The following is a 17,155-nucleotide window of genomic DNA, read 5'->3' as shown; positions in this document are numbered from 1 at the left end:
CGTCGCTCCGGCACAGACTCTGCGGGTGCTGGGTATGCGGGTGCTGGGTGTGCGATGTGCGATGTGCGGTGTAGACCGCAGCGTGCCCGGCGGCGATTTCTCGGCCGTTGCCCATGTGTGAACCCCGTGTTACCGGGGTTTGCACCGCAGGTCGGGTGGCTTGTGCGGGTTGCGGTCGGCGCGCCCGTCGGGGTGCGGCAGACTGGGCGGGTGAGCAGTTCGTACGATTTGACCTCCGCAGGCGGCCCCGCGGAATCCCCTCGTCCGCCCGTCGTCGCCCGGCCCCGCGTGGGGCTCCTGGGCACCGGCCCCTGGGCCCGCCGCACCCACGCCCCCGCCCTCGCCGCCCACGCCGGCTCCGAGTTCGCGGGCGTCTGGGGCCGCCGGCCCGAAGCCGCCGCCGAGCTGGCCGACGCGTACGGCGTGAAGGTGTACGACGACCCCGACGCCCTCTTCGCCGACTGCGACGTCGCCGCCTTCGCCCTCCCGCCCGACGTGCAGGCCCCCTTCGCCGTACGCGCCGCCGCCGCGGGCTGCGGACTGCTGCTCGACAAGCCCGTCGCCACGACCGTCGCGGACGCCCGCGCCGTCGCCGACGCCGCCGACCGCCACGGCGTCGCCTCCGTCGTCTTCCTCACCCTCCGCTTCGCCGAGCCCGCCGCGGCGTGGGTCGAGGAGCAGGCCGGCCGCTCCGGCTGGTTCACCGCCGCCGCCCACTGGCTCGGCGCCGTCTTCCCGCCCGACGGTGCACCCAGCGCGTACGCCGACTCGCCCTGGCGCAGAGCCAAGGGCGGACTGTGGGACGTCGGCCCCCACGCCCTGTCCGTACTCGTCCCGGTCCTGGGCGACGTCACCTCCGTCACCGCCGCCCGCGGACCCTCCGACGTGGTCCAGCTGGCCCTGCGCCACACCTCGGGCGCGGCGAGCACCGCCGTGCTCAGCCTCGGCGCGCCCGTCGCGGCCGCCGGGGTGGGGCTGGAGGTGCGCGGGGCCGAGGGGGTCTTCTCGCTGCCCAACTGGACCGATGTCCCGGGTGCGTACGGGCGCGCGCTGGACGCGCTGCTCAGCGCCGCCCGGACGGGCGTCCCGGACCCGCGCGACGCGCGGTTCGCGGCCCGGCTGACGGAGATCCTGGCGGAGGCGGAGGGACAGCTGGAGGCGTGAGGCGGGGCGTCAGGTCAGGACGACGACCTTGTGCATGCCCCTGATCGCGTCCGGCAGCCCGGCCTTCCCGTCCGGGGCGAAGCAGGCGACCACGTACGTACCCGGGGGCAGGTTCCGTATCTCCAGCAGCACGGAGCGGCCGGGGGAGACGACACCGAGACCGACGGGCCGCCCGGTGTAGGGCAGCGGGCCGGGCGCGGTGCGGTCGAAGACGGCCTGGATCCGGGCGTCCGTGGTGCCGGGCGCGACGGGCTGGATCCCCATCTCGTGCAGCTCCTGTGAGGAGTTGTGCATCAGGATGGTGTCCCCGGTCCGGTCCAGGCCGTGGACGTCGAAACGGGGGCCGTTCGGGGTGTCCCGTGCGAGCACGAAGCTGTCGGGGAAGTCCGACGGCAGGCCGGGTCTCTGGTTGCCGTGCAGTCGGAGGGTCCGGGTGACGGGGTGCGCCGGGTCCTGGAGGAAGGCGCTGAAGTCCAGCAGGACGACCTCGCCCGCGGTGATCGGAGTGGTGAACGTCTCCGACACCGACGCCGTGACCTGGGCCCCGCCGAACATCTCCGCCTCGTCGCGCACCGCCAGCATGCCCTCGGCGGTGGGGATCGGCTGGCGGCTGACGGCCTTGGCGAGATCGGCCAGCACCTGCTCCACGGTCACGCCGGGGTGCGGCCGGAAGGCCTGCAGGAAGCGCCCGTTCGAGTCATCGGTCGTGACCCGGAACGACACCAGGCCCGCCGGCGCGGACTGCGGCGCCTCGATGCCGGATTCGGTGATCTTCACGTCGATCGGCTTCGGCGCACGCCGGTCGAGGCCCGCACGGGCGGCCTGTTCCTGGAAGGGGGCGTGATCCGCCGGGGCGGCGACGGCCGGACCGCCGAGGGACGTGGTGAGGACGAGAGCGGCTAAGGCCGCCGCTCGCACCCCGTGCTTGAGCAGTGCGGTACGCATGGGTCTCCTGTTCGTGGAACGGGCCCCCCGAACCAGGCCAGCACCTTCGGAGTCCGGGCGGCGACAGCCACGCACACTACGGTCCGGACCGAAAACGTCGGTCTGAAAAGTGACTTATTTGATCACGGCGTTGGCCGCGATGATGACCACCCCGATGACGGAGTCCGCCGCCCCGATCAGGAGCGAGGAGCGGAGCCGGTAGCCCACCCGCCGCGCCACGAAGCAACCCCAGGCGAACAGCAGCGCCGTGTTCACGCAGAGGCCGACCGTGGTCACCACGGGGGCCTCCCAGTGGGCGAACCCGGCGAGCACGAGGAGGGCGACGGTCGGGAGCGTGGCCGCGATCAGCGGCCACTCGTGCAGCACCTCCCGCACCAGCATCCGCCACCGGTGCCCGGCGGAGCCGGGCTGGTGGCCGGCCATGTGATGTGCGTACCCGTGCGCGAGGGCCGCCGCGGCGGCGGTCACGAACACCCAGCCGGCGTCCTGGAACGGGGTGTACGTGGCCCCCTTCTCGTCGAGCGCGGCCAACAGCCCGGCCGCGAGCACGGTCCCGTACACACCACAGAACATCCAGTCGGCCCCACGGTGCGGCGGGGTGTGGGGGAGGCGGGGGTGGGGGGTTTGGGTGGTGTGTGCGTTGTGGGGGTCGTGGGGGTTGTGGGGCGTGGCGGGGTGGTCGTGGCGGGGGGCGGTCAAGACTGCTCCGTCCTGTGTTGCGATATGTCCCTTCTGTCAGGGTTACAGCCTACGAGGTCGGTACGTGAGGACGAGATGAGGACGGAGGAGTGCGCGGCTGGACGGTGCTGTGGCGTGCGGGATCCCCGTACTCGGAGTCGGAGGAGCATCCGGGGTTTCCCGGCAGCCCATTGTCCTTCCGGTTCGGGCAGGCCCGTCAAGGGCCAATGCCGCGTAGTTAGCGGCTTGCTTGTTGTGTCAAGCGGTTCGGGGAAGGCCGGACATGGAGGCGGGGCTCCGCGTAGGACAGGAAGTCGACCAAGACACCTGTTCACGGGGAGCCCCGTTGGAAACCGATTCTGTCACTGTTCGGGTCGTCCGGGTGGCCAAAGGCGTGTTCGCGCCGGGGCACTTGGGCGGGCTGACCCGCTACGTTCCCTTCGAGCTGGTCGACGCGGTCCTGGAGCAGTATCGGTGTGTCGAGAGGCGCCGTCGGGTGCTGCCGTCCCGGGTCGGTGTGTATTTTCTGTTGGCTCTGGGCCTGTTTCCACAGGTCGGATACGTGGGTGTCTGGCGCAAACTGACGGCGGGGCTGGGCGGAGCAACGCTGGCCCGGCCCTCGGAGAAGGCACTGCGGGACCTGCGGCGCCGGATCGGCACAGCGCCGGTGAAAGAGCTGTTCGAGGTGCTGGCGGTGCCGTTGGCCCGCCCGGATGCACCCGGGGTGTCCTACCGGCGGTTTCGGACGGTCGCCTTCGACGGCTGCGCATCGTGCAAGGTCCCGGACAGTGCTGCGAACCGGTCCTGGCTGTGGAAGATCTGGTCGACTTCCTGTCCTACGCGGAGCCCCGCCTCCATGTCCGGCCTTCCCCGAACCGCTTGACACAACAAGCAAGCCGCTAACTACGCGGCATTGGCCCTTGACGGGCCGGCCCGAACCGGGAGGACAATGGGCTGACGGGACGCCCCCGGATCCTCCTCCGACCCCGGTCGACTGCTATCCCGCTCCCGGCTTCCGTTCGAGAGCACGCTCCCGGTCGAGCACGCACCGCTCATCCCGCTCATCCCGCGCGCCCTGCATGCCCCGCTTGTTTCGTCCCCCTCACCCCTCCACCACCCCCCTCACCACCCCCGCCAACGCCTCCACCGCCCTGCCGAACGCGGCTTCCGGGGGTGCGGCGTAGCCGACCACCAGGCCTTCGCGGGTCGGGGTGCGGGCCGACGGGTGGTGGTAGGAGGAGAGCCCGTCCAGGGAGAGGCCCGCGGAGCGGGCCGCCGCCAGGGCGGCTCGCTCCGTCCCCGGCGGGAGGTCCACCACGGCGTGGAGCCCCGCCGAGATGCCGGTCACCCGTGCCTGCGGGACGCGCGAGGCCAGGGCTTCGGCGAGCCGGTCACGGCGGGCGCGGTAGCGCTGGCGCATGCGCCGGATGTGGCGGTCGTACGCACCGCATTCGATGAAGTCGGCCAGCGTCAGCTGGTCCAGGGCACTGGCCCAGGACTCCCGCTGCCCCTTCGCCGCGAGCACCTGCCCTACGAGGTCGTCCGGCAGGACCAGCCAGCCGAGGCGGACCGCGGGGGACAGGGACTTGCTGAGGGAGCCCGCGTAGACCACGTGGCCGGGGTCCAGGCCCTGGACGGCGCCGACCGGCTTGCGGTCGTAGCGGAACTCGCCGTCATAGTCGTCCTCCACGATCAGCCCGCCCGTGGCGCGGGCCCACTCCACGGCCTCGCCCCGCCGCGCCGGCAGCAGCCGGGCACCCGTCGGGAACTGGTGGGCCGGGGTCAGGAGCAGGGTGCGGGCGCGGGCCGGGACGTGGTCGGTGCGGGCGCCGTCCTCGTCCACCGGGACGGGATGCGGGCGTACCCCGGCGGCCTTGAGGATGCCGTGGTGGAAGGGGAGCCCGTACTCCTCCACGGCCCAGTCGCGGGGCCGGAGCGACGCGAGGAGGCGCAGGCCGTTGGCGAAGCCGGAGCAGACGACGATGTTCTCCGGGCCGGTACGCACGCCCCGCGCCCGGGACAGGTACGCGGCCAGCGCCCGCCGCAGCTCCGGGCGGCCCCGCGGGTCCCCCGGGCCGAAGGCCTCGGTGGGGGCCTCGGCGAGGGCCCGCCGGGCGCTGGTGGACCAGGCGCCCCGCGGGAAGGCGGCGGGGTCGGGCTTGCCCTGGAGCAGGTCGTGGCGGGGACCCTCGGGGGCGGGCGCGGCCGGGCGGGCCGGCGCGGCGGCGGTGGCCGCCCCCTCGGCGACCCGGGTGCCGGAGCCCTGCCGGGCGGTGAACCAGCCCTCGGCGACGAGTTCGGCGTAGGCGTCGGCCACGGCGTTGCGGGCCAGCCCGAGGTCGGCGGCCAGGGCCCGGTAGGGCGGCAGCCGGGTGCCACCCGCGAGCCGGCCGCTGCGGACGGCTTCGCGGAGGGCCCGGGCGAGGACGGTGCGGCGGGCGCCGTGCGGGGGGAGTTCCAGGTGCAGGTCGGCGCCGCCGCCCGGGCCGGGGTGGCTCCCGGTGCCCCCGCGCGGGGCGGCGTCGGTGTCGTCGGACGTCATACGGGGCAGGGTAAGCCGCAGCCGGAGCGGCGGTGTTGACCCAGTTCAGACGGCCGGGGCTCGGCAGCGGCCCGGCCGGCAGCGGCCCGGCGGGCCCCAGCCCGCCCCCGGCCGTCGGCGGCAGCCCCGTCAGGCGCGGCGGGAGAGGGCCTCGCGGACGGCCTCCTCCGAGCGGGCGACGACCGCCGTGCCGTCGTCGGCGGTGATGATGGGGCGCTGGATGAGCTTCGGGTGGGCGGCCAGGTGGGCGATCCAGCGGGCCCGGGCCCCGTCGGTCTCCTCGCGCGGGAGGTCGCGTACGCCGGTTTCCTTCGCGAGGGGGTCCGAGGTGCGGGTGATGTCCCACGGCTCCAGGCCGAGTCGGTCCAGGACCGCGCGGATCTCGGCCTCGGACGGCACGTCCTCCAGGTAGCGGCGCACCGTGTACTCGGCGCCTTCCGCGTCGAGCAGCGTCAGCGCGCTGCGGCACTTCGAGCAGGCGGGGTTGATCCAGATCTCCATGGCGTCCAGCCTAGTCAGGGCCCGTCTGGCCAGGGGCTTCTGTCAGTGCCCGCCGGTAAAATCGAGGGAGTACGACAGGAAGCCAACTACCGTTTGGGAGGCTGTAGATGGCCACTGCCAAGACGCTCCGGCCCGTCAAGAAGAAGCCGCTGCCCGCGGGGCTCCCCCGGGAGTGGTACGAGAGCCACAACCGCCGGCTGAAGGCGATGCGGCTGGCGATATCCCTGCTCGACTCGGGTACGTACGACGCCCGGCGCGCCACCAACCGGAAGATCCGGTCGGTGGCCGTGCGGACGGGGATCCACCGGCCGTCGAACACGACGTGCAGGCTGGTGCGCGCGTACATCGTCAGCAACGCGAGCTGATCGCCGGCAACACCAGCTGACCGTCGGCAACGCGAGCTGATCCCTCAGCGTTGGGGGGCGATCCTCGCGCAGCCGGGCGCGCACAGTGGTTCCCTCGCTCGGGTTCCGTCGCCCGGCGGCGGTTCCGTCGCGCCGGGCCGGCGTCGCCGGGTCCTGTCGGAGCGGACCACTCCGGCAGGACCCATCCGGGTCCGGCAGGACCCACGCGGGTCGGGCCGGCCGTCAGCCGGTCATTTCTCGTCGAAGACGATCTCCTCGGCATGGTGGGTCATCCGCACGGTGTGGCCGTCGCCGATCTCCACGATGTGTTGCAGGCCGGTGATCGGCTTCGGGCGCTGCGGGATGCGGTACGTGTCCCCGGCGCCGGCCAGGAAGGCCGGGAAGCAGGCCAGTGAGGGGGCGGGATCGGCGAGGTCGAGGTCCAGGACTTCCTTCAGCCGGCGGAACAGCTTCGGGAGGATCACCGCGCCGTTGCGGCCGGTGAGCGAGGACATTCGGCCGGACGCCACGAGGTGGTGGTTGGCCGTCTTCACCAGCTGCTTCTCGTCGACGTCGATCCAGTAGCCGCTGTACGCGGGCGGGACCCGCCGGCCGACCAGGGCCACGCAGCGGCCGTGGACGTCGGTGCCCCGGGTGAGGACGTAGCCGGGGACCCGTTCGGGGACGGTGGTGACGGTCTCGTCGTCGTGGCGCTGGATGTGGGTGAAGCCGAGCCAGGTCAGCAGCGCGTCCGCGGCCCGGTGGACGAATTTGAGCGGCTGGTGCTGCACCTGGTCGCCGCTGCCGTAGTGGGTCTCCAGCGCGTCGACGGCTTCGAGGCGTACGGGGGCGCGGCCGTCCGCGGCAGGCAGGATCCTTTTGCAGCCCGGCACGAGCTTCCACTCGGCCACGTCGTCCGGGATGAACGGGAGGGTGTCGCCGTCCGGCCGCGAGCCGCCGGCCACCTTGAACGATCCTCGGATCAGCAGCATGGACATGGCGATTCCCACGAGCGGTCGAAGGCGGGGTCGGGGCGCGTGACAGGGCGCGGGACGTACGGGACGGGGCGCGGGACGTAACGGATCCCCGGCGAATCTAGGGATGCTTCCCGTCCGGCCGTGACCGCCGTTCGAGCGACAGGACCAGGAGCGCCACGTCGTCGCCCGGCCCGCCTCCGGTGAAGGAGACCAGGTCCTGCCACAGGGCGCCGACCAGCCCGGCCGGGTCCGCGGGCGCCGGCGTCGCCACCACCGGGACGCGGGTGGTCAGGGGGTAGAAGAACCCGGACGTGTCGCGGGCCTCCGTGACCCCGTCCGTGTAGGCGAGCAGCCGGTCACCGGGCAGCAGCGGCAGGCCCGTCACCGCGGTGTCCTCCGGGACGGTGAGTCCGAGCCCCAGCGGAGGCCCCGGCTCCACGGACACCTCCGACACCCCCGCCCCGCGCAGCAGCAGGGCCGGCGGGTGCCCGCACGACACGATCCGTACGAGGTCCAACCCGGGCGGGAACTCCAGCAGCAGGGCCGTCGCGAAGAGCTCCGGATGCCCGAGGGTGAAAGAGACGTCCGCGGAGCCGCCCCCGGCCGCCGAACCCGGCGGGTCCGCCGCGCCCGACCCCGAGCCGGCCGGGCGGCCCGAGCCCGCCGAGCCGCCCGGGCCGGCCGAGCCCGTCGCCCCCACTGCACCCGCCGCGTCCGCCTGTAGCCGCCTGTCCAGGCGGGCGGCGACCTCCGTGAGCTCCGGGTCGTCCAGGACCCCCTCGCGGAACGCACCGAGCAGCGCCGCCACCGTGCCGACCGCCGCGAGCCCGTGCCCCTGCACGTCCCCGACCAGGGCCCGCACCCCGTACGGCCCGGCCCGTACGTCGTACAGGTCGCCGCCGACCAGGGTGCCGTGCTGAGCCGCCCGGTACAGCCCGGCGCAGCGCACCGGGCCGACCCGCTCCGGAACCGGCGGCAGGACGGCGAGCTGGGCCGCCTCCGCGACGGTCCGTACGTTGACCAGCTGGGTGTCGCGTCGCCGCCGGACCCAGGCGATCACCACGCTGAGCATCCCGACCGCGGCCACCGTAGCGAGGTCCGTGCCGCGCGGGTTCGAGATCCCCAGCTGCCACGGCAGGCCGAGCAGCAGGAGCACCAGCCCGGCGAAGACGGCGGTGCCGGCGGCCCCGTACGCGAACGCGGCCACCGGGGGCAGGCCCGCCAGGAAGAAGCCCAGCTCGACGTCGCCGGGAGTGAGCCGCTGCGCGAGCACCAGCACCACCAGCGCCACCACGGGTGCGATCCGGGCCCAGCGCGGCGGCGGTTCCCCGCGCAGCCAGCCCGGCTCCTGACGGCGCCGGCGTCTCACCCCTCTCACCCCTCCACCCTGGTACGGGGGTCCGGGCGGCGCACCCCGGACGCTCCCTCGGGTGGCCGCGGGCGGCCCCGCCGTCGACAGTGGTCCCGTGACGGACACGACGCCGACGCCACCGCACGGCGAGCAGGCGGCGCACGGTACGGGCATGAGCACCCGGCTGAACTGGCTGCGGGCGGGGGTGCTCGGCGCGAACGACGGGATCATCTCCACCGCCGGTCTGGTGGTGGGCGTGGCCGGGTCGACCACCTCGCGCCCGGCGATCCTGGCGGCGGGGGTGGCCGGCCTGCTGGCCGGGTCGTTGTCGATGGCGGCGGGGGAGTACGTGTCGGTCAGCTCGCAGCGGGACTCCGAGCGGGCCGCGCTGGACCAGGAGCGCCGGGAGCTGGTGCAGGAGCCGGAGGCGGAGCTCGACGAGCTGACGGAGCTGCTGGCCGCCCGCGGACTGAGCCCGGACGTGGCCCGGGAGGCGGCGGAGCAGCTGACGGAGCGGGACGCGCTGCGGGCCCACGCCCGGGTGGAGCTCGGCATCAACCCGGACGAACTGGCCAACCCGTGGCACGCGGCGTTCGCCAGCCTGGCGGCGTTCACGGTGGGAGCGCTGCTGCCGCTGCTGGCGATCCTCCTGCCGGGGCCGTCCCAGCGGGTTCCGGTCACGGTGGCGGCCGTGGTCGCGGCGCTGGTGCTGTGCGGGGTGACCAGTGCCCGACTGGGCGCGGCCCCGGCCGGGCGGGCGGTGCTGCGCAACGTCACGGGCGGCGCGCTCGCGATGGCGGTCACGTACTCGGTGGGCACCTGGATCGGCACGACCTGATCCGGCGGCGGCGACTCCGCCGGCTGCCCCCACTGGCGCCCCCACTGGCGCCCCCGTCCGGCTGCCCCCGGCCGGCTGCTCCCCGTCCGGCTGCCCCCGTCCGGCTGCCCCCCCGCCCGGTGGCCCCCCGCCCGGCAGCCCCCCGCCGGGCGGTTCCCGGCCCGTCCGCGGCCTCCGCCCGGCATCATGGGGCCATGCGTATCGCGGTCACCGGGTCCACCGGTCTCATCGGCAGCGCCCTCGTACGGTCCCTGCGGGCGGACGGCCACGACGTGGTCCGCTTCGTGCGGCGGGAGCCGGCCGCACCCGACGAGGCGCGGTGGGACCCCCGGCGCGGGTACGTCGACCCGGCCGGGCTCGCCGGCTGCGCGGCCGTGGTCCACCTGGCCGGGGCCGGGATCGGCGACCACCGCTGGACCGCGGCGTACAAGAAGGAGATCCGGGACAGCCGGGTGAACGGCACCACCGCCATGGCGCGGGCCGTCGCCGCGTTGGACGAGCCGCCCGCGGTGTTCGTCAGCGGCTCCGCCGTCGGCTACTACGGCGACGCCGGCGACCGCACCGTCGACGAGACGGCCCCGGCCGGCCGCGGGTTCCTGCCGGAGGTGTGCGTGGAGTGGGAGGCGGCCGCCGCCCCCGCCCGGGAGGCCGGGGTGCGGACGGTGCTCGCCCGTACCGGACTGGTCGTCTCCGGCAAGGGTGGTGCCTGGGGGCGGATGTTCCCCGTCTTCCGGGCCGGGTTCGGCGGGCGGCTGGGCGACGGCCGCCAGTACTGGCCGTTCATCTCCCTGCACGACGAGATCGCGGCCCTGCGGCACCTCGTCGACAGCCCGCAGCTGTCGGGACCGGTGAACCTGACCGCTCCCGAGCCGCCGACCAACCGCGAGGTCACCGCCGCGATGGGCCGCGTCCTGCACCGCCCGACGCTGCTGGCGGTGCCGGCGCCCGTCCTGCGGCTCGTCCTCGGGGAACTCTCCCAGGACGTGCTGGGCAGTCAGCGGGCCCGGCCCGCACGGCTGTTGGAGTCGGGCTTCGCCTTCCGCCACCCGCACATCGAGGACGCCGTCCGCGCAGCCGTCGCCCACGCCGAGCCCTGACCTCGGGTCCCCTGTTCCGCCCCCTTACCCCGGGCCCCGCCCGCGCCGGGCCCGGACACCCACCTCCGCCCCGCTCCGCCCCGCGGTCCACGGCACGCCCCGGCGGCCCACCGCCGGACGCCGTGCGACCGTTCGTGACCCGGATGCGACCGCAATGCGACCGGATCCGACCGTAATCCCGCACCCAACAAGGGTTCCCCCGAAGCCCGTTGGGGGAAGGAGGATCCCCACACAGCCGCGCCGACCTCGGGGAGGGGCACGTGCTCAGCAGCTCGCACCACGCCGCACAGCATGCGGACGTCGTCATCGTAGGAGCCGGGGTCTCAGGACTCGCGGCGGCACAGCACCTGATCGCGGCAGGGGTCACCGTCACCGTCCTGGAGGCGGCCGAGGACCCCGGCGGCCGAATGGCCACCGAGCAGTCGGACGGCTTCCGGCTCGACCGGGTCGGCCAGCTCCTCAACACCTCGTACACGGAGCTCGACCGGACCCCCGGCCTCGCCGGCCTGGTCCTGCGCCCCTTCGCGCCCGGGGTGCTCGTCCACACCGACGGCCGGCAGCTGCGCGCCGGGGTCATGACCCCGGCCCGCGCGCTGGCCAGCCGGTCCCTCGACCAGGCCCGGCTCAGCGCCCACCTCGGCCGGCTCGCCGCGCTGCCGGTCGAACGCCTGCTGGCCCGGCCCGAGCGCACGGCCGCGGCAGCCCTCGGCTCCCGGGCCCCCACCAGCCCCCTGCGGCCGCTGCTCGCCGCCCTGCTGCGCGACCCGGAGCTCACCACCTCCAGCCGCGTCGCCGACCTGGCCCTGCGCACCTTCGCCCGCGGCCGGCTCGCCGTGCCCGAGGGCGGCGCGGCGGTCCTGCCCGGGCTGCTCGCGGCCGCCCTGCCACCCGGCACCGTGCGCACCGGGGTCCGGGTCACCTCCGTGGCGACCCAGCGCGTCACCACCGAGGAGCACGGCGAGTTCAGCTGCCGCTCCCTCGTCCTGGCCACGGGGGCGCGGGCCGCCGCCGAGCTGCTGCCGGGGCTGCGGGTGCCGGACTTCCACGAGGTCACCGTCATCCACCACGCCACGTCCGCCCCGCTGCCCTGGGACGGCTCGCTACTGCTCGACGGCGACCCCCGCTGGCCCGTCGCGCACACCGCCGTGATGAGCGCGGTCGACCCGACGCGCGCCCCGGCCGGCCGGAGCCTGGTCACCACGACCGTGCTCGGCCCGCCGCCGCCCGTGCGCACCGTCGCCTCGCGCCTCGCCCGGCTCTACGGGACCGCCACCCGGGACTGGGAGCTGCTGGCCGTCCACCACGCCCCGGAGGCCGTGCCCGCCATGCCGCCGCCCTACGACCTGCGGCGCCCGGTGCGGGTGCTGGCCGGACTGTACGTGTGCGGCGACCACCGCGATGCCAACACCGTGCAGGGCGCCCTGCACTCGGCCCGCCGCGCCGCCACCGCCGTCCTGCGCGACTTCGGCATCCGACTGCCGGCCACGGCCGAAGCCGCCCTCCCGGCGGTGGCCTGAGAAGAACCACAGGGCAAGGGCCCGGTTCCCCGCGCCGGGGGACGGGCCCGTACCCATCGGCGCCGCCCGCCGGCGCCGCCCGCGCCGGCAGGCCGGCCGTTCCGCGGCTCAGGACAGCGCCGCCACCCGGTCCCGGTAGGTGCGTACGGCCGCCGCGTCCCGGTAGGGCTCCAGCCGGCGCTCGAAGTCCCGTACGTACTCCACCGCCCGGACCGACCGCATCTCCACCGCCTGCTGCGCCGCCTCCGCGCCCAGGGCGCACGCCTGGTCCAGCTCGCCCAGCCCCAGCCGGGCCGTGGCCAGCACCACCCGGCAGAACAGCCGCGAGCGGGCGAGCGCCGGAGCCCGCAGCTGGAGCGAGCGCTCCGCGTGCTGGGCCGAGGCCCGGTACTGCTGGAGGTCCCGGTGGCAGTGCCCGAACTCGTCGGCCAGCTGGGCCTCGTCGAAGAACCGCGCCCAGTGCGGCACGTCGTCCCCGGGCCGGGCCGCGCCCAGCGCCCGCTCGGCCCGGACCAGCGCGGCCGTCGCGGCCCGGACCTCGCCGAGGACGGCGTGCCCACGGGCCTCCGCCGCGTGCAGCAGCGCCTGGACCAGCGGCGGCGGGCCGGAGCCGACGCCCTGCTGGGCGACGCGGGCCAGCTGGACCGCCTCCCGGCCGTGGCCGAGGTAGACCGCCTGCCGGCTCATGGTGACCAGCACGTACGCCCCGTAGGGCCGGTCCGCGGCGGCCTGGGCCAGCCGCAGCGCCTGGACGAAGTAACGCTGGGCGAGCCCGTGCGCGGCGATGTCGTACGAGGTCCAGCCGGCGAGCCGGGTCAGGTCGGCGGCGGCCGCGAAGAGCCGGCGCCCGGTGGTCTCCCCGTAGGTGCCGCGCAGCATCGGCTCGGCCTCGTGCTCCAGGTAGCGCACCAGGGCCTGGCGGGCGTGCCCGCCGCCGTACGTCTGGTCGAGGGTCTTGAACAGTTCGCTGACCGAGCGCAGCGCGGCGATGTCCCCGCCGGTGACGCGCTGGCCCGGCCCGCGGTCGATCTGCCGCTGCCGGGGGACCGGGCCCCGGCCCTGGGCGGGGACGCGGGCGGCCGTGGCGGCCGGGTCCGCGCCGCGGCCCACGTGTTCGTCGGGCCGCCCGATCAGCCAGTCCCGGCTGGGGACGACCAGCCCGGCCGGGGTGAAAGCGATCTTCCGTAGTTCGGCGTGGGAGCCGGAGTCCTTGCGCCACAGCCCGCTGGCGATGTCGACGGCCTCCTCCGGCGTGGCCGCGAACTCCAGGCCCGCGTAGACGGGTGCGCAGGCGTCCAGGCCGAGGTCCTGGGCGGAGAGCCGTCGGCCCAGGCGCCGGGTGAACACCTCGGCGATCAGGGCGGGGGTGGTTCCACGGGGCTGCTGGCCGCGCAGCCACCGGGTGACGGACGTCTTGTCGTACCGCAGGTCGAGGCCGTGTTCCAGGCCCAGCTGGTCGACGCGGCGGGCCAGACCTGCGTTGGAGAACCCGGCTTCCGCGATCAGAGCCGCGAGTTGCCGGTTGGGGACGTGCTGGGCGGGGCGTTCCGTCATCGGCTCCACGGTTTCCTGACGTGACGGACCGGAGTTTCGGCCCTGTGAACGGCGTGAATGTAGCGGCGAACTTCCCTTGTGCCGTCCTCTGTGCCCCATATTCATCCGATCGTGTGCAGAATCGGTGGGGCTCTTTACGGCCGCGTCGACGCCCGCCGCGTACGCTGCGCCCCATGACCCGCAGGCCGACCCGGGCGGAGCCGCCCGCCGACTCCACCGCGCAGCCGCTCCGCGCACCCGAGATCACCGAGGCGGAGTGCCGCCGGTGCGGGACGTACATCGCGGGTCTCGACGGGCGGTACGCGTGCGGGGTGTGCGGCTGGGTCAACGACCACTCCGAGGGACACCGGCGGCTGCCGCGCGCCGACGAGGACCCGGACCGGCCGCCCAGGGGGCGCAGGCGGCCCCCGCTGCTGCCTGGGCTGCCGCCGGAGCCGGAGCCGGAGCCGGAACCGGAATCCGCGCCGGAGCCGCAGGTGGACGGCTGAGGGCCCCCGGAGGGGCCGTGGCCGGTCGCCGTACTCTTGGCTGGTGCGGTACGTGCACACAGCAGGTTCAACGAGGAGGCGCTGCGGTGGCTGAGCTTGGGTTTGTCCATCTGGGCTTCGGGCCGGACGACTACGTCGAGTACACCGAGGCCTGGGAAGAGCAGCGCCGGGTCCACGCCGCCCGCTTCGCGGACGAGATCGAGGACACCTGCCTGCTGCTGGAGCACGAGGCCGTGTACACGGCCGGGCGGCGCACCGCCGACAGCGAGCGCCCCCTCGACGGCACGCCCGTCGTCGACGTGGACCGCGGCGGCAAGATCACCTGGCACGGTCCGGGGCAGCTGGTCGGCTACCCGATCATGAAGCTGCCGCGGCCGGTGGACGTCGTCGCGCACGTGCGCCGGCTGGAGGAGGCGCTGATCCGCACCGCCGCCGACTTCGGCCTGGAGACCACCCGCGTGGAGGGCCGCTCCGGCGTGTGGGTGCTGGGCGACCCGGTGGAGCAGCGTCCGAAGATCGGCGGCCTGTCCCTGGACTTCGACCCGCGTCTGCACGACGAGGAGTTCGACGCCCGCCTGAACGGCCCCGAGTACGCCCCGTCCAACGCCGGCCAGCGCCGCGAGGACCGCAAGCTGGCGGCGATCGGGATCCGCGTCGCCAAGGGCGTGACCATGCACGGCTTCGCGCTCAACGTGAACCCCGACAACACCTGGTTCGACCGGATCGTGCCCTGCGGGATCCGCGACGCCGGTGTGACGTCCCTCTCGTACGAACTGGGCCGCCAGGTCACCATCGCCGAGGTGCTGCCGGTGGCCGAGAAGCACCTGAAGGACGTACTGGAGAACGCCGAGCTGCGGCCGCGGGAGATCGAGACCGCCCCGGGGGCGTAGCCGCCGGGGAATGCGTCCGGCCGCCCCCAGGTTGGCCGACGTAAGAGCGTACGAATTTACGGGCGTACCCTGGTGGGCGCCGAGGAATCACAGTCACAGGGAGCCGGTCGTGTCCGCAGTCGCACCCGACGGACGCAAGATGCTGCGCCTGGAGGTCCGCAACAGCCAGACCCCCATCGAGCGCAAGCCCGAGTGGATCAAGACCCGGGCGAAGATGGGTCCCGAGTACACGAAGATGCAGAACCTCGTGAAGGGCGAGGGCCTGCACACCGTGTGCCAGGAAGCCGGTTGTCCGAACATCTACGAGTGCTGGGAGGACCGCGAGGCCACCTTCCTCATCGGCGGTGACCAGTGCACCCGGCGCTGTGACTTCTGCCAGATCGACACCGGCAAGCCCGAGGCCCTGGACCGGGACGAGCCCCGCCGCGTCGGCGAGTCCGTCGTCACGATGGACCTGAACTACGCCACCATCACCGGCGTCGCCCGCGACGACCTGGAGGACGGCGGCGCCTGGCTGTACGCGGAGACCGTGCGCCAGATCCACGAGCAGACGGCGGGCCGCGAGGGCGGCCGCACCAAGGTCGAGCTGCTGGCCCCCGACTTCAACGCGGTGCCGGAGCTGCTGGAGGAGGTCTTCGCCTCCCGTCCCGAGGTCTTCGCGCACAACGTCGAGACGGTTCCGCGGATCTTCCGACGGATCCGCCCGGGCTTCCGCTACGAGCGCTCCCTCGAGGTGATCACCAAGGCCCGCGAGTACGGCCTGGTCACCAAGTCGAACCTGATCCTCGGCATGGGCGAGGAGCGCGAGGAAGTCACGCAGGCCCTGCGCGACCTGCACGAGGCCGGCTGCGAGCTCATCACCATCACCCAGTACCTGCGCCCCTCGCCGCGGCACCACCCCGTCGAGCGCTGGGTGAAGCCGGCCGAGTTCGTGGAGCTGGCGAAGGAGGCCGAGGAGATCGGCTTCTCCGGTGTGATGTCCGGCCCGCTGGTCCGGTCCTCGTACCGCGCCGGTCGCCTCTACCAGCAGGCGATGGACAAGCGGAGCGGAGCCATCGCGTAGCGCCCTGTGACGTCACGCACAAAGTTTACCGGCTAGTAACACCGCATGGACGCGGCCCGTAGGCTCTTCGAGGGAAGAGATCCGACGGGCCGCGTAAATGTTTCATCACCGTTTGACCGACCGGTCATGCCCTGGTAACACCAATCAGTGACCATGGGTCAACACACCGCGCACACCGTCGCACACCTGCGCCACCCCCGCAGTGCGCCCTCCGGACCGACGTGAGCACCGTGAAAGGGAACGAGACCATGCAGGCCGCGCCCGTACGCGCCATCGCCATCCCGTCGTTCGCAGAGGCCTTCCGGGGCCTCGAATCGCTGCTCATGAGCGGCGCCCGCCGCAACGCCTGGAGCGCGGTCCTGGAGGACCGCCGACGGGCGAAGGACCGCGTCGAAACCGAGCACGTACTCGAGGCCGCGGCGACCCGGGCCCCGCAGGCCACGTAAACTTCGCTGTATGGCGAGGAAGGCAAACGCAGAGACTGCTGCGACAACCGGGCGACTGAAGCAGATCGCCCTCACGTACAAGATGACGCGCAAGGCCGACCCGAAGGTCGGTCTGATCCTTGCGGCCGTCGGACTCATCACCTTCGGTGTCTTCCTCGGGATCGGCTTCCTGATCGACCACCCGGTCTACCTGGGCATCCTGGGCTTCCTGGTGGCGTTCCTCGCGACCGCGATCGTCTTCGGGCGGCGCGCCGAGCGGGCCGCCTTCGGGCAGATGGAAGGCCAGCCGGGAGCGGCCGCGGCCGTACTGGACAACGTGGGCCGGGGTTGGACGACCACCCCCGCCATCGCGATGAACCGCAGCCAGGACCTCGTCCACCGGGCCGTGGGCAAGGCGGGCGTCGTCCTGATCGCCGAGGGCAACGCCAACCGGCTCAAGCCGCTGCTGGCCGCCGAGAAGCGCAAGCTCGCGCGCATCATGCCGGACGTCCCGGTGCACGACTTCATCGTGGGCACCGGCGAGGGACAGGTCCCGCTGAAGAAGCTGCGCACCACCCTGCTCAAGCTGCCGCGCGTGCTGTCCGGCCCGCAGGTCACCCAGGCCAACGACAAGCTGCGCGCCATGGGCGACCTCATGAGCAACATGCCACTGCCAAAGGGGCCCATGCCTAAGGGCATGCGGATGCCGCGCGGCGGGAAGATGCGTTGATGCGCTGATCCGCTCTTCGTATACGACGTACGACATACACCAACAGGGGCG

General features: G+C 74.0%; 17 protein-coding genes and 1 pseudogene. 11 read left to right on the top strand and 7 right to left on the bottom strand.

Translation table 11 applies throughout. From position 1 onward, the window contains the following. Window positions 1-228 precede the first annotated feature (228 nt). Window positions 229-1,164 (top strand): Gfo/Idh/MocA family protein, encoded by a 936-nt coding sequence (locus ACFVGY_RS17685; RefSeq protein ID WP_385677873.1) that lies wholly within the window; start codon window positions 229-231, stop codon window positions 1,162-1,164. A 9-nt stretch (window positions 1,165-1,173) separates the two neighbouring features. On the opposite strand, the gene ACFVGY_RS17680 is transcribed toward ACFVGY_RS17685, so the two are convergent. Together ACFVGY_RS17680 and ACFVGY_RS17675 are read right to left on the bottom strand one after the other, a co-directional pair. Beyond that, the gene (locus ACFVGY_RS17680; RefSeq protein WP_385677761.1) at window positions 1,174-2,109 is read right to left on the bottom strand and encodes a hypothetical protein; all 936 of its coding nucleotides are present in this window, start codon (window positions 2,107-2,109) and stop codon (window positions 1,174-1,176) included. 114 nt (window positions 2,110-2,223) lie between these two features. Then, complete coding sequence (locus ACFVGY_RS17675; protein ID WP_385677758.1) at window positions 2,224-2,808, bottom strand: hypothetical protein; 585 nt, start codon at window positions 2,806-2,808, stop codon at window positions 2,224-2,226. 262 nt (window positions 2,809-3,070) lie between these two features. Here ACFVGY_RS17675 and ACFVGY_RS17670 point away from each other — a divergent pair. Further along, window positions 3,071-3,604 (top strand): annotated as a pseudogene (locus ACFVGY_RS17670) (transposase domain-containing protein); the annotation flags it as partial. A gap of 285 nt (window positions 3,605-3,889) precedes the next feature. Here the strand turns inward: ACFVGY_RS17670 and ACFVGY_RS17665 are convergent. After that, entirely contained in the window at window positions 3,890-5,329 is a 1,440-nt protein-coding gene (locus tag ACFVGY_RS17665; protein ID WP_385677756.1) for a PLP-dependent aminotransferase family protein, read from the bottom strand. Window positions 5,330-5,458: 129 nt separating this feature from the next. Beyond that, complete coding sequence (locus ACFVGY_RS17660) at window positions 5,459-5,830, bottom strand: ArsC/Spx/MgsR family protein (protein WP_385677753.1); 372 nt, start codon at window positions 5,828-5,830, stop codon at window positions 5,459-5,461. A 107-nt stretch (window positions 5,831-5,937) separates the two neighbouring features. Between ACFVGY_RS17660 and ACFVGY_RS17655 the strand changes: the two genes are divergently transcribed. Continuing rightward, window positions 5,938-6,195 carry a hypothetical protein gene (locus ACFVGY_RS17655; protein WP_360639249.1) on the top strand — a complete coding sequence of 86 codons (258 nt, stop codon included), beginning with the start codon at window positions 5,938-5,940 and terminating at the stop codon, window positions 6,193-6,195. 230 nt (window positions 6,196-6,425) lie between these two features. On the opposite strand, the gene ACFVGY_RS17650 is transcribed toward ACFVGY_RS17655, so the two are convergent. Then, the gene (locus ACFVGY_RS17650) at window positions 6,426-7,172 is read right to left on the bottom strand and encodes a nuclease (protein ID WP_385677750.1); all 747 of its coding nucleotides are present in this window, start codon (window positions 7,170-7,172) and stop codon (window positions 6,426-6,428) included. Between the two features lie 97 nt (window positions 7,173-7,269). Further along, window positions 7,270-8,520: a PP2C family protein-serine/threonine phosphatase gene (locus ACFVGY_RS17645; RefSeq protein ID WP_385677747.1), complete on the bottom strand. Its 1,251-nt coding sequence runs from the start codon at window positions 8,518-8,520 to the stop codon at window positions 7,270-7,272. A gap of 154 nt (window positions 8,521-8,674) precedes the next feature. Between ACFVGY_RS17645 and ACFVGY_RS17640 the strand changes: the two genes are divergently transcribed. From ACFVGY_RS17640 to ACFVGY_RS17630, 3 genes are all read left to right on the top strand, one after another. Further along, window positions 8,675-9,340 carry a VIT family protein gene (locus ACFVGY_RS17640; protein WP_385677870.1) on the top strand — a complete coding sequence of 222 codons (666 nt, stop codon included), beginning with the start codon at window positions 8,675-8,677 and terminating at the stop codon, window positions 9,338-9,340. Between the two features lie 194 nt (window positions 9,341-9,534). Further along, window positions 9,535-10,437 carry a TIGR01777 family oxidoreductase gene (locus ACFVGY_RS17635; protein ID WP_385677744.1) on the top strand — a complete coding sequence of 301 codons (903 nt, stop codon included), beginning with the start codon at window positions 9,535-9,537 and terminating at the stop codon, window positions 10,435-10,437. Window positions 10,438-10,697: 260 nt separating this feature from the next. Then, window positions 10,698-11,954 carry an NAD(P)/FAD-dependent oxidoreductase gene (locus ACFVGY_RS17630; protein WP_385677741.1) on the top strand — a complete coding sequence of 419 codons (1,257 nt, stop codon included), beginning with the start codon at window positions 10,698-10,700 and terminating at the stop codon, window positions 11,952-11,954. 108 nt (window positions 11,955-12,062) lie between these two features. Here ACFVGY_RS17630 and ACFVGY_RS17625 read toward each other — a convergent pair whose 3' ends face one another. After that, window positions 12,063-13,508 (bottom strand): regulator, encoded by a 1,446-nt coding sequence (locus tag ACFVGY_RS17625; protein WP_385677738.1) that lies wholly within the window; start codon window positions 13,506-13,508, stop codon window positions 12,063-12,065. Window positions 13,509-13,681: 173 nt separating this feature from the next. Here ACFVGY_RS17625 and ACFVGY_RS17620 point away from each other — a divergent pair, with 173 nt between their 5' ends. The 5 genes from ACFVGY_RS17620 to ACFVGY_RS17600 all read left to right on the top strand — a co-directional run bounded on the left by ACFVGY_RS17620 (window position 13,682) and on the right by ACFVGY_RS17600 (window position 17,104). After that, entirely contained in the window at window positions 13,682-13,996 is a 315-nt protein-coding gene (locus ACFVGY_RS17620; protein WP_385677735.1) for a hypothetical protein, read from the top strand. A gap of 86 nt (window positions 13,997-14,082) precedes the next feature. Next, complete coding sequence (gene lipB / locus ACFVGY_RS17615) at window positions 14,083-14,886, top strand: lipoyl(octanoyl) transferase LipB (RefSeq protein WP_385677733.1); 804 nt, start codon at window positions 14,083-14,085, stop codon at window positions 14,884-14,886. A 109-nt stretch (window positions 14,887-14,995) separates the two neighbouring features. Beyond that, a complete protein-coding gene (gene lipA, locus ACFVGY_RS17610; protein ID WP_385677730.1) occupies window positions 14,996-15,949 on the top strand; it encodes a lipoyl synthase in 954 nt (317 codons plus the stop codon). Window positions 15,950-16,197: 248 nt separating this feature from the next. Beyond that, window positions 16,198-16,395, top strand: a complete 198-nt coding sequence (locus ACFVGY_RS17605; protein WP_385677867.1) for a hypothetical protein — start codon at window positions 16,198-16,200, stop codon at window positions 16,393-16,395. A gap of 10 nt (window positions 16,396-16,405) precedes the next feature. Further along, the gene (locus ACFVGY_RS17600; protein WP_385677727.1) at window positions 16,406-17,104 is read left to right on the top strand and encodes a DUF4191 domain-containing protein; all 699 of its coding nucleotides are present in this window, start codon (window positions 16,406-16,408) and stop codon (window positions 17,102-17,104) included. Window positions 17,105-17,155: the final 51 nt, after the last annotated feature.

The sequence above is a fragment of the Streptomyces sp. NPDC127106 genome, assembly GCF_042677605.1.
In the GTDB taxonomy this organism is placed as follows: Bacteria; Actinomycetota; Actinomycetes; order Streptomycetales; family Streptomycetaceae; genus Streptomyces.
The sequence above is the reverse complement of the archived record's forward strand: the minus strand, read 5'-3'. Positions and strand labels throughout refer to the sequence as shown.

What these genes read in the sequence shown, in the direction of transcription:
- ACFVGY_RS17680 (WP_385677761.1), bottom strand. Translation starts at nt 2,109, where the DNA reads ATGCGTACCGCACTGCTCAAGCACGGGGTGCGAGCGGCGGCCTTAGCC.
- ACFVGY_RS17665 (WP_385677756.1), bottom strand. Translation starts at nt 5,329, where the DNA reads ATGACGTCCGACGACACCGACGCCGCCCCGCGCGGGGGCACCGGGAGC.
- ACFVGY_RS17660 (WP_385677753.1), bottom strand. Translation starts at nt 5,830, where the DNA reads ATGGAGATCTGGATCAACCCCGCCTGCTCGAAGTGCCGCAGCGCGCTG.
- ACFVGY_RS17655 (WP_360639249.1), top strand. Translation starts at nt 5,938, where the DNA reads ATGGCCACTGCCAAGACGCTCCGGCCCGTCAAGAAGAAGCCGCTGCCC.
- ACFVGY_RS17650 (WP_385677750.1), bottom strand. Translation starts at nt 7,172, where the DNA reads ATGTCCATGCTGCTGATCCGAGGATCGTTCAAGGTGGCCGGCGGCTCG.
- ACFVGY_RS17640 (WP_385677870.1), top strand. Translation starts at nt 8,675, where the DNA reads ATGAGCACCCGGCTGAACTGGCTGCGGGCGGGGGTGCTCGGCGCGAAC.
- ACFVGY_RS17635 (WP_385677744.1), top strand. Translation starts at nt 9,535, where the DNA reads ATGCGTATCGCGGTCACCGGGTCCACCGGTCTCATCGGCAGCGCCCTC.
- ACFVGY_RS17625 (WP_385677738.1), bottom strand. Translation starts at nt 13,508, where the DNA reads ATGACGGAACGCCCCGCCCAGCACGTCCCCAACCGGCAACTCGCGGCT.
- ACFVGY_RS17620 (WP_385677735.1), top strand. Translation starts at nt 13,682, where the DNA reads ATGACCCGCAGGCCGACCCGGGCGGAGCCGCCCGCCGACTCCACCGCG.
- ACFVGY_RS17605 (WP_385677867.1), top strand. Translation starts at nt 16,198, where the DNA reads ATGCAGGCCGCGCCCGTACGCGCCATCGCCATCCCGTCGTTCGCAGAG.
- ACFVGY_RS17600 (WP_385677727.1), top strand. Translation starts at nt 16,406, where the DNA reads ATGGCGAGGAAGGCAAACGCAGAGACTGCTGCGACAACCGGGCGACTG.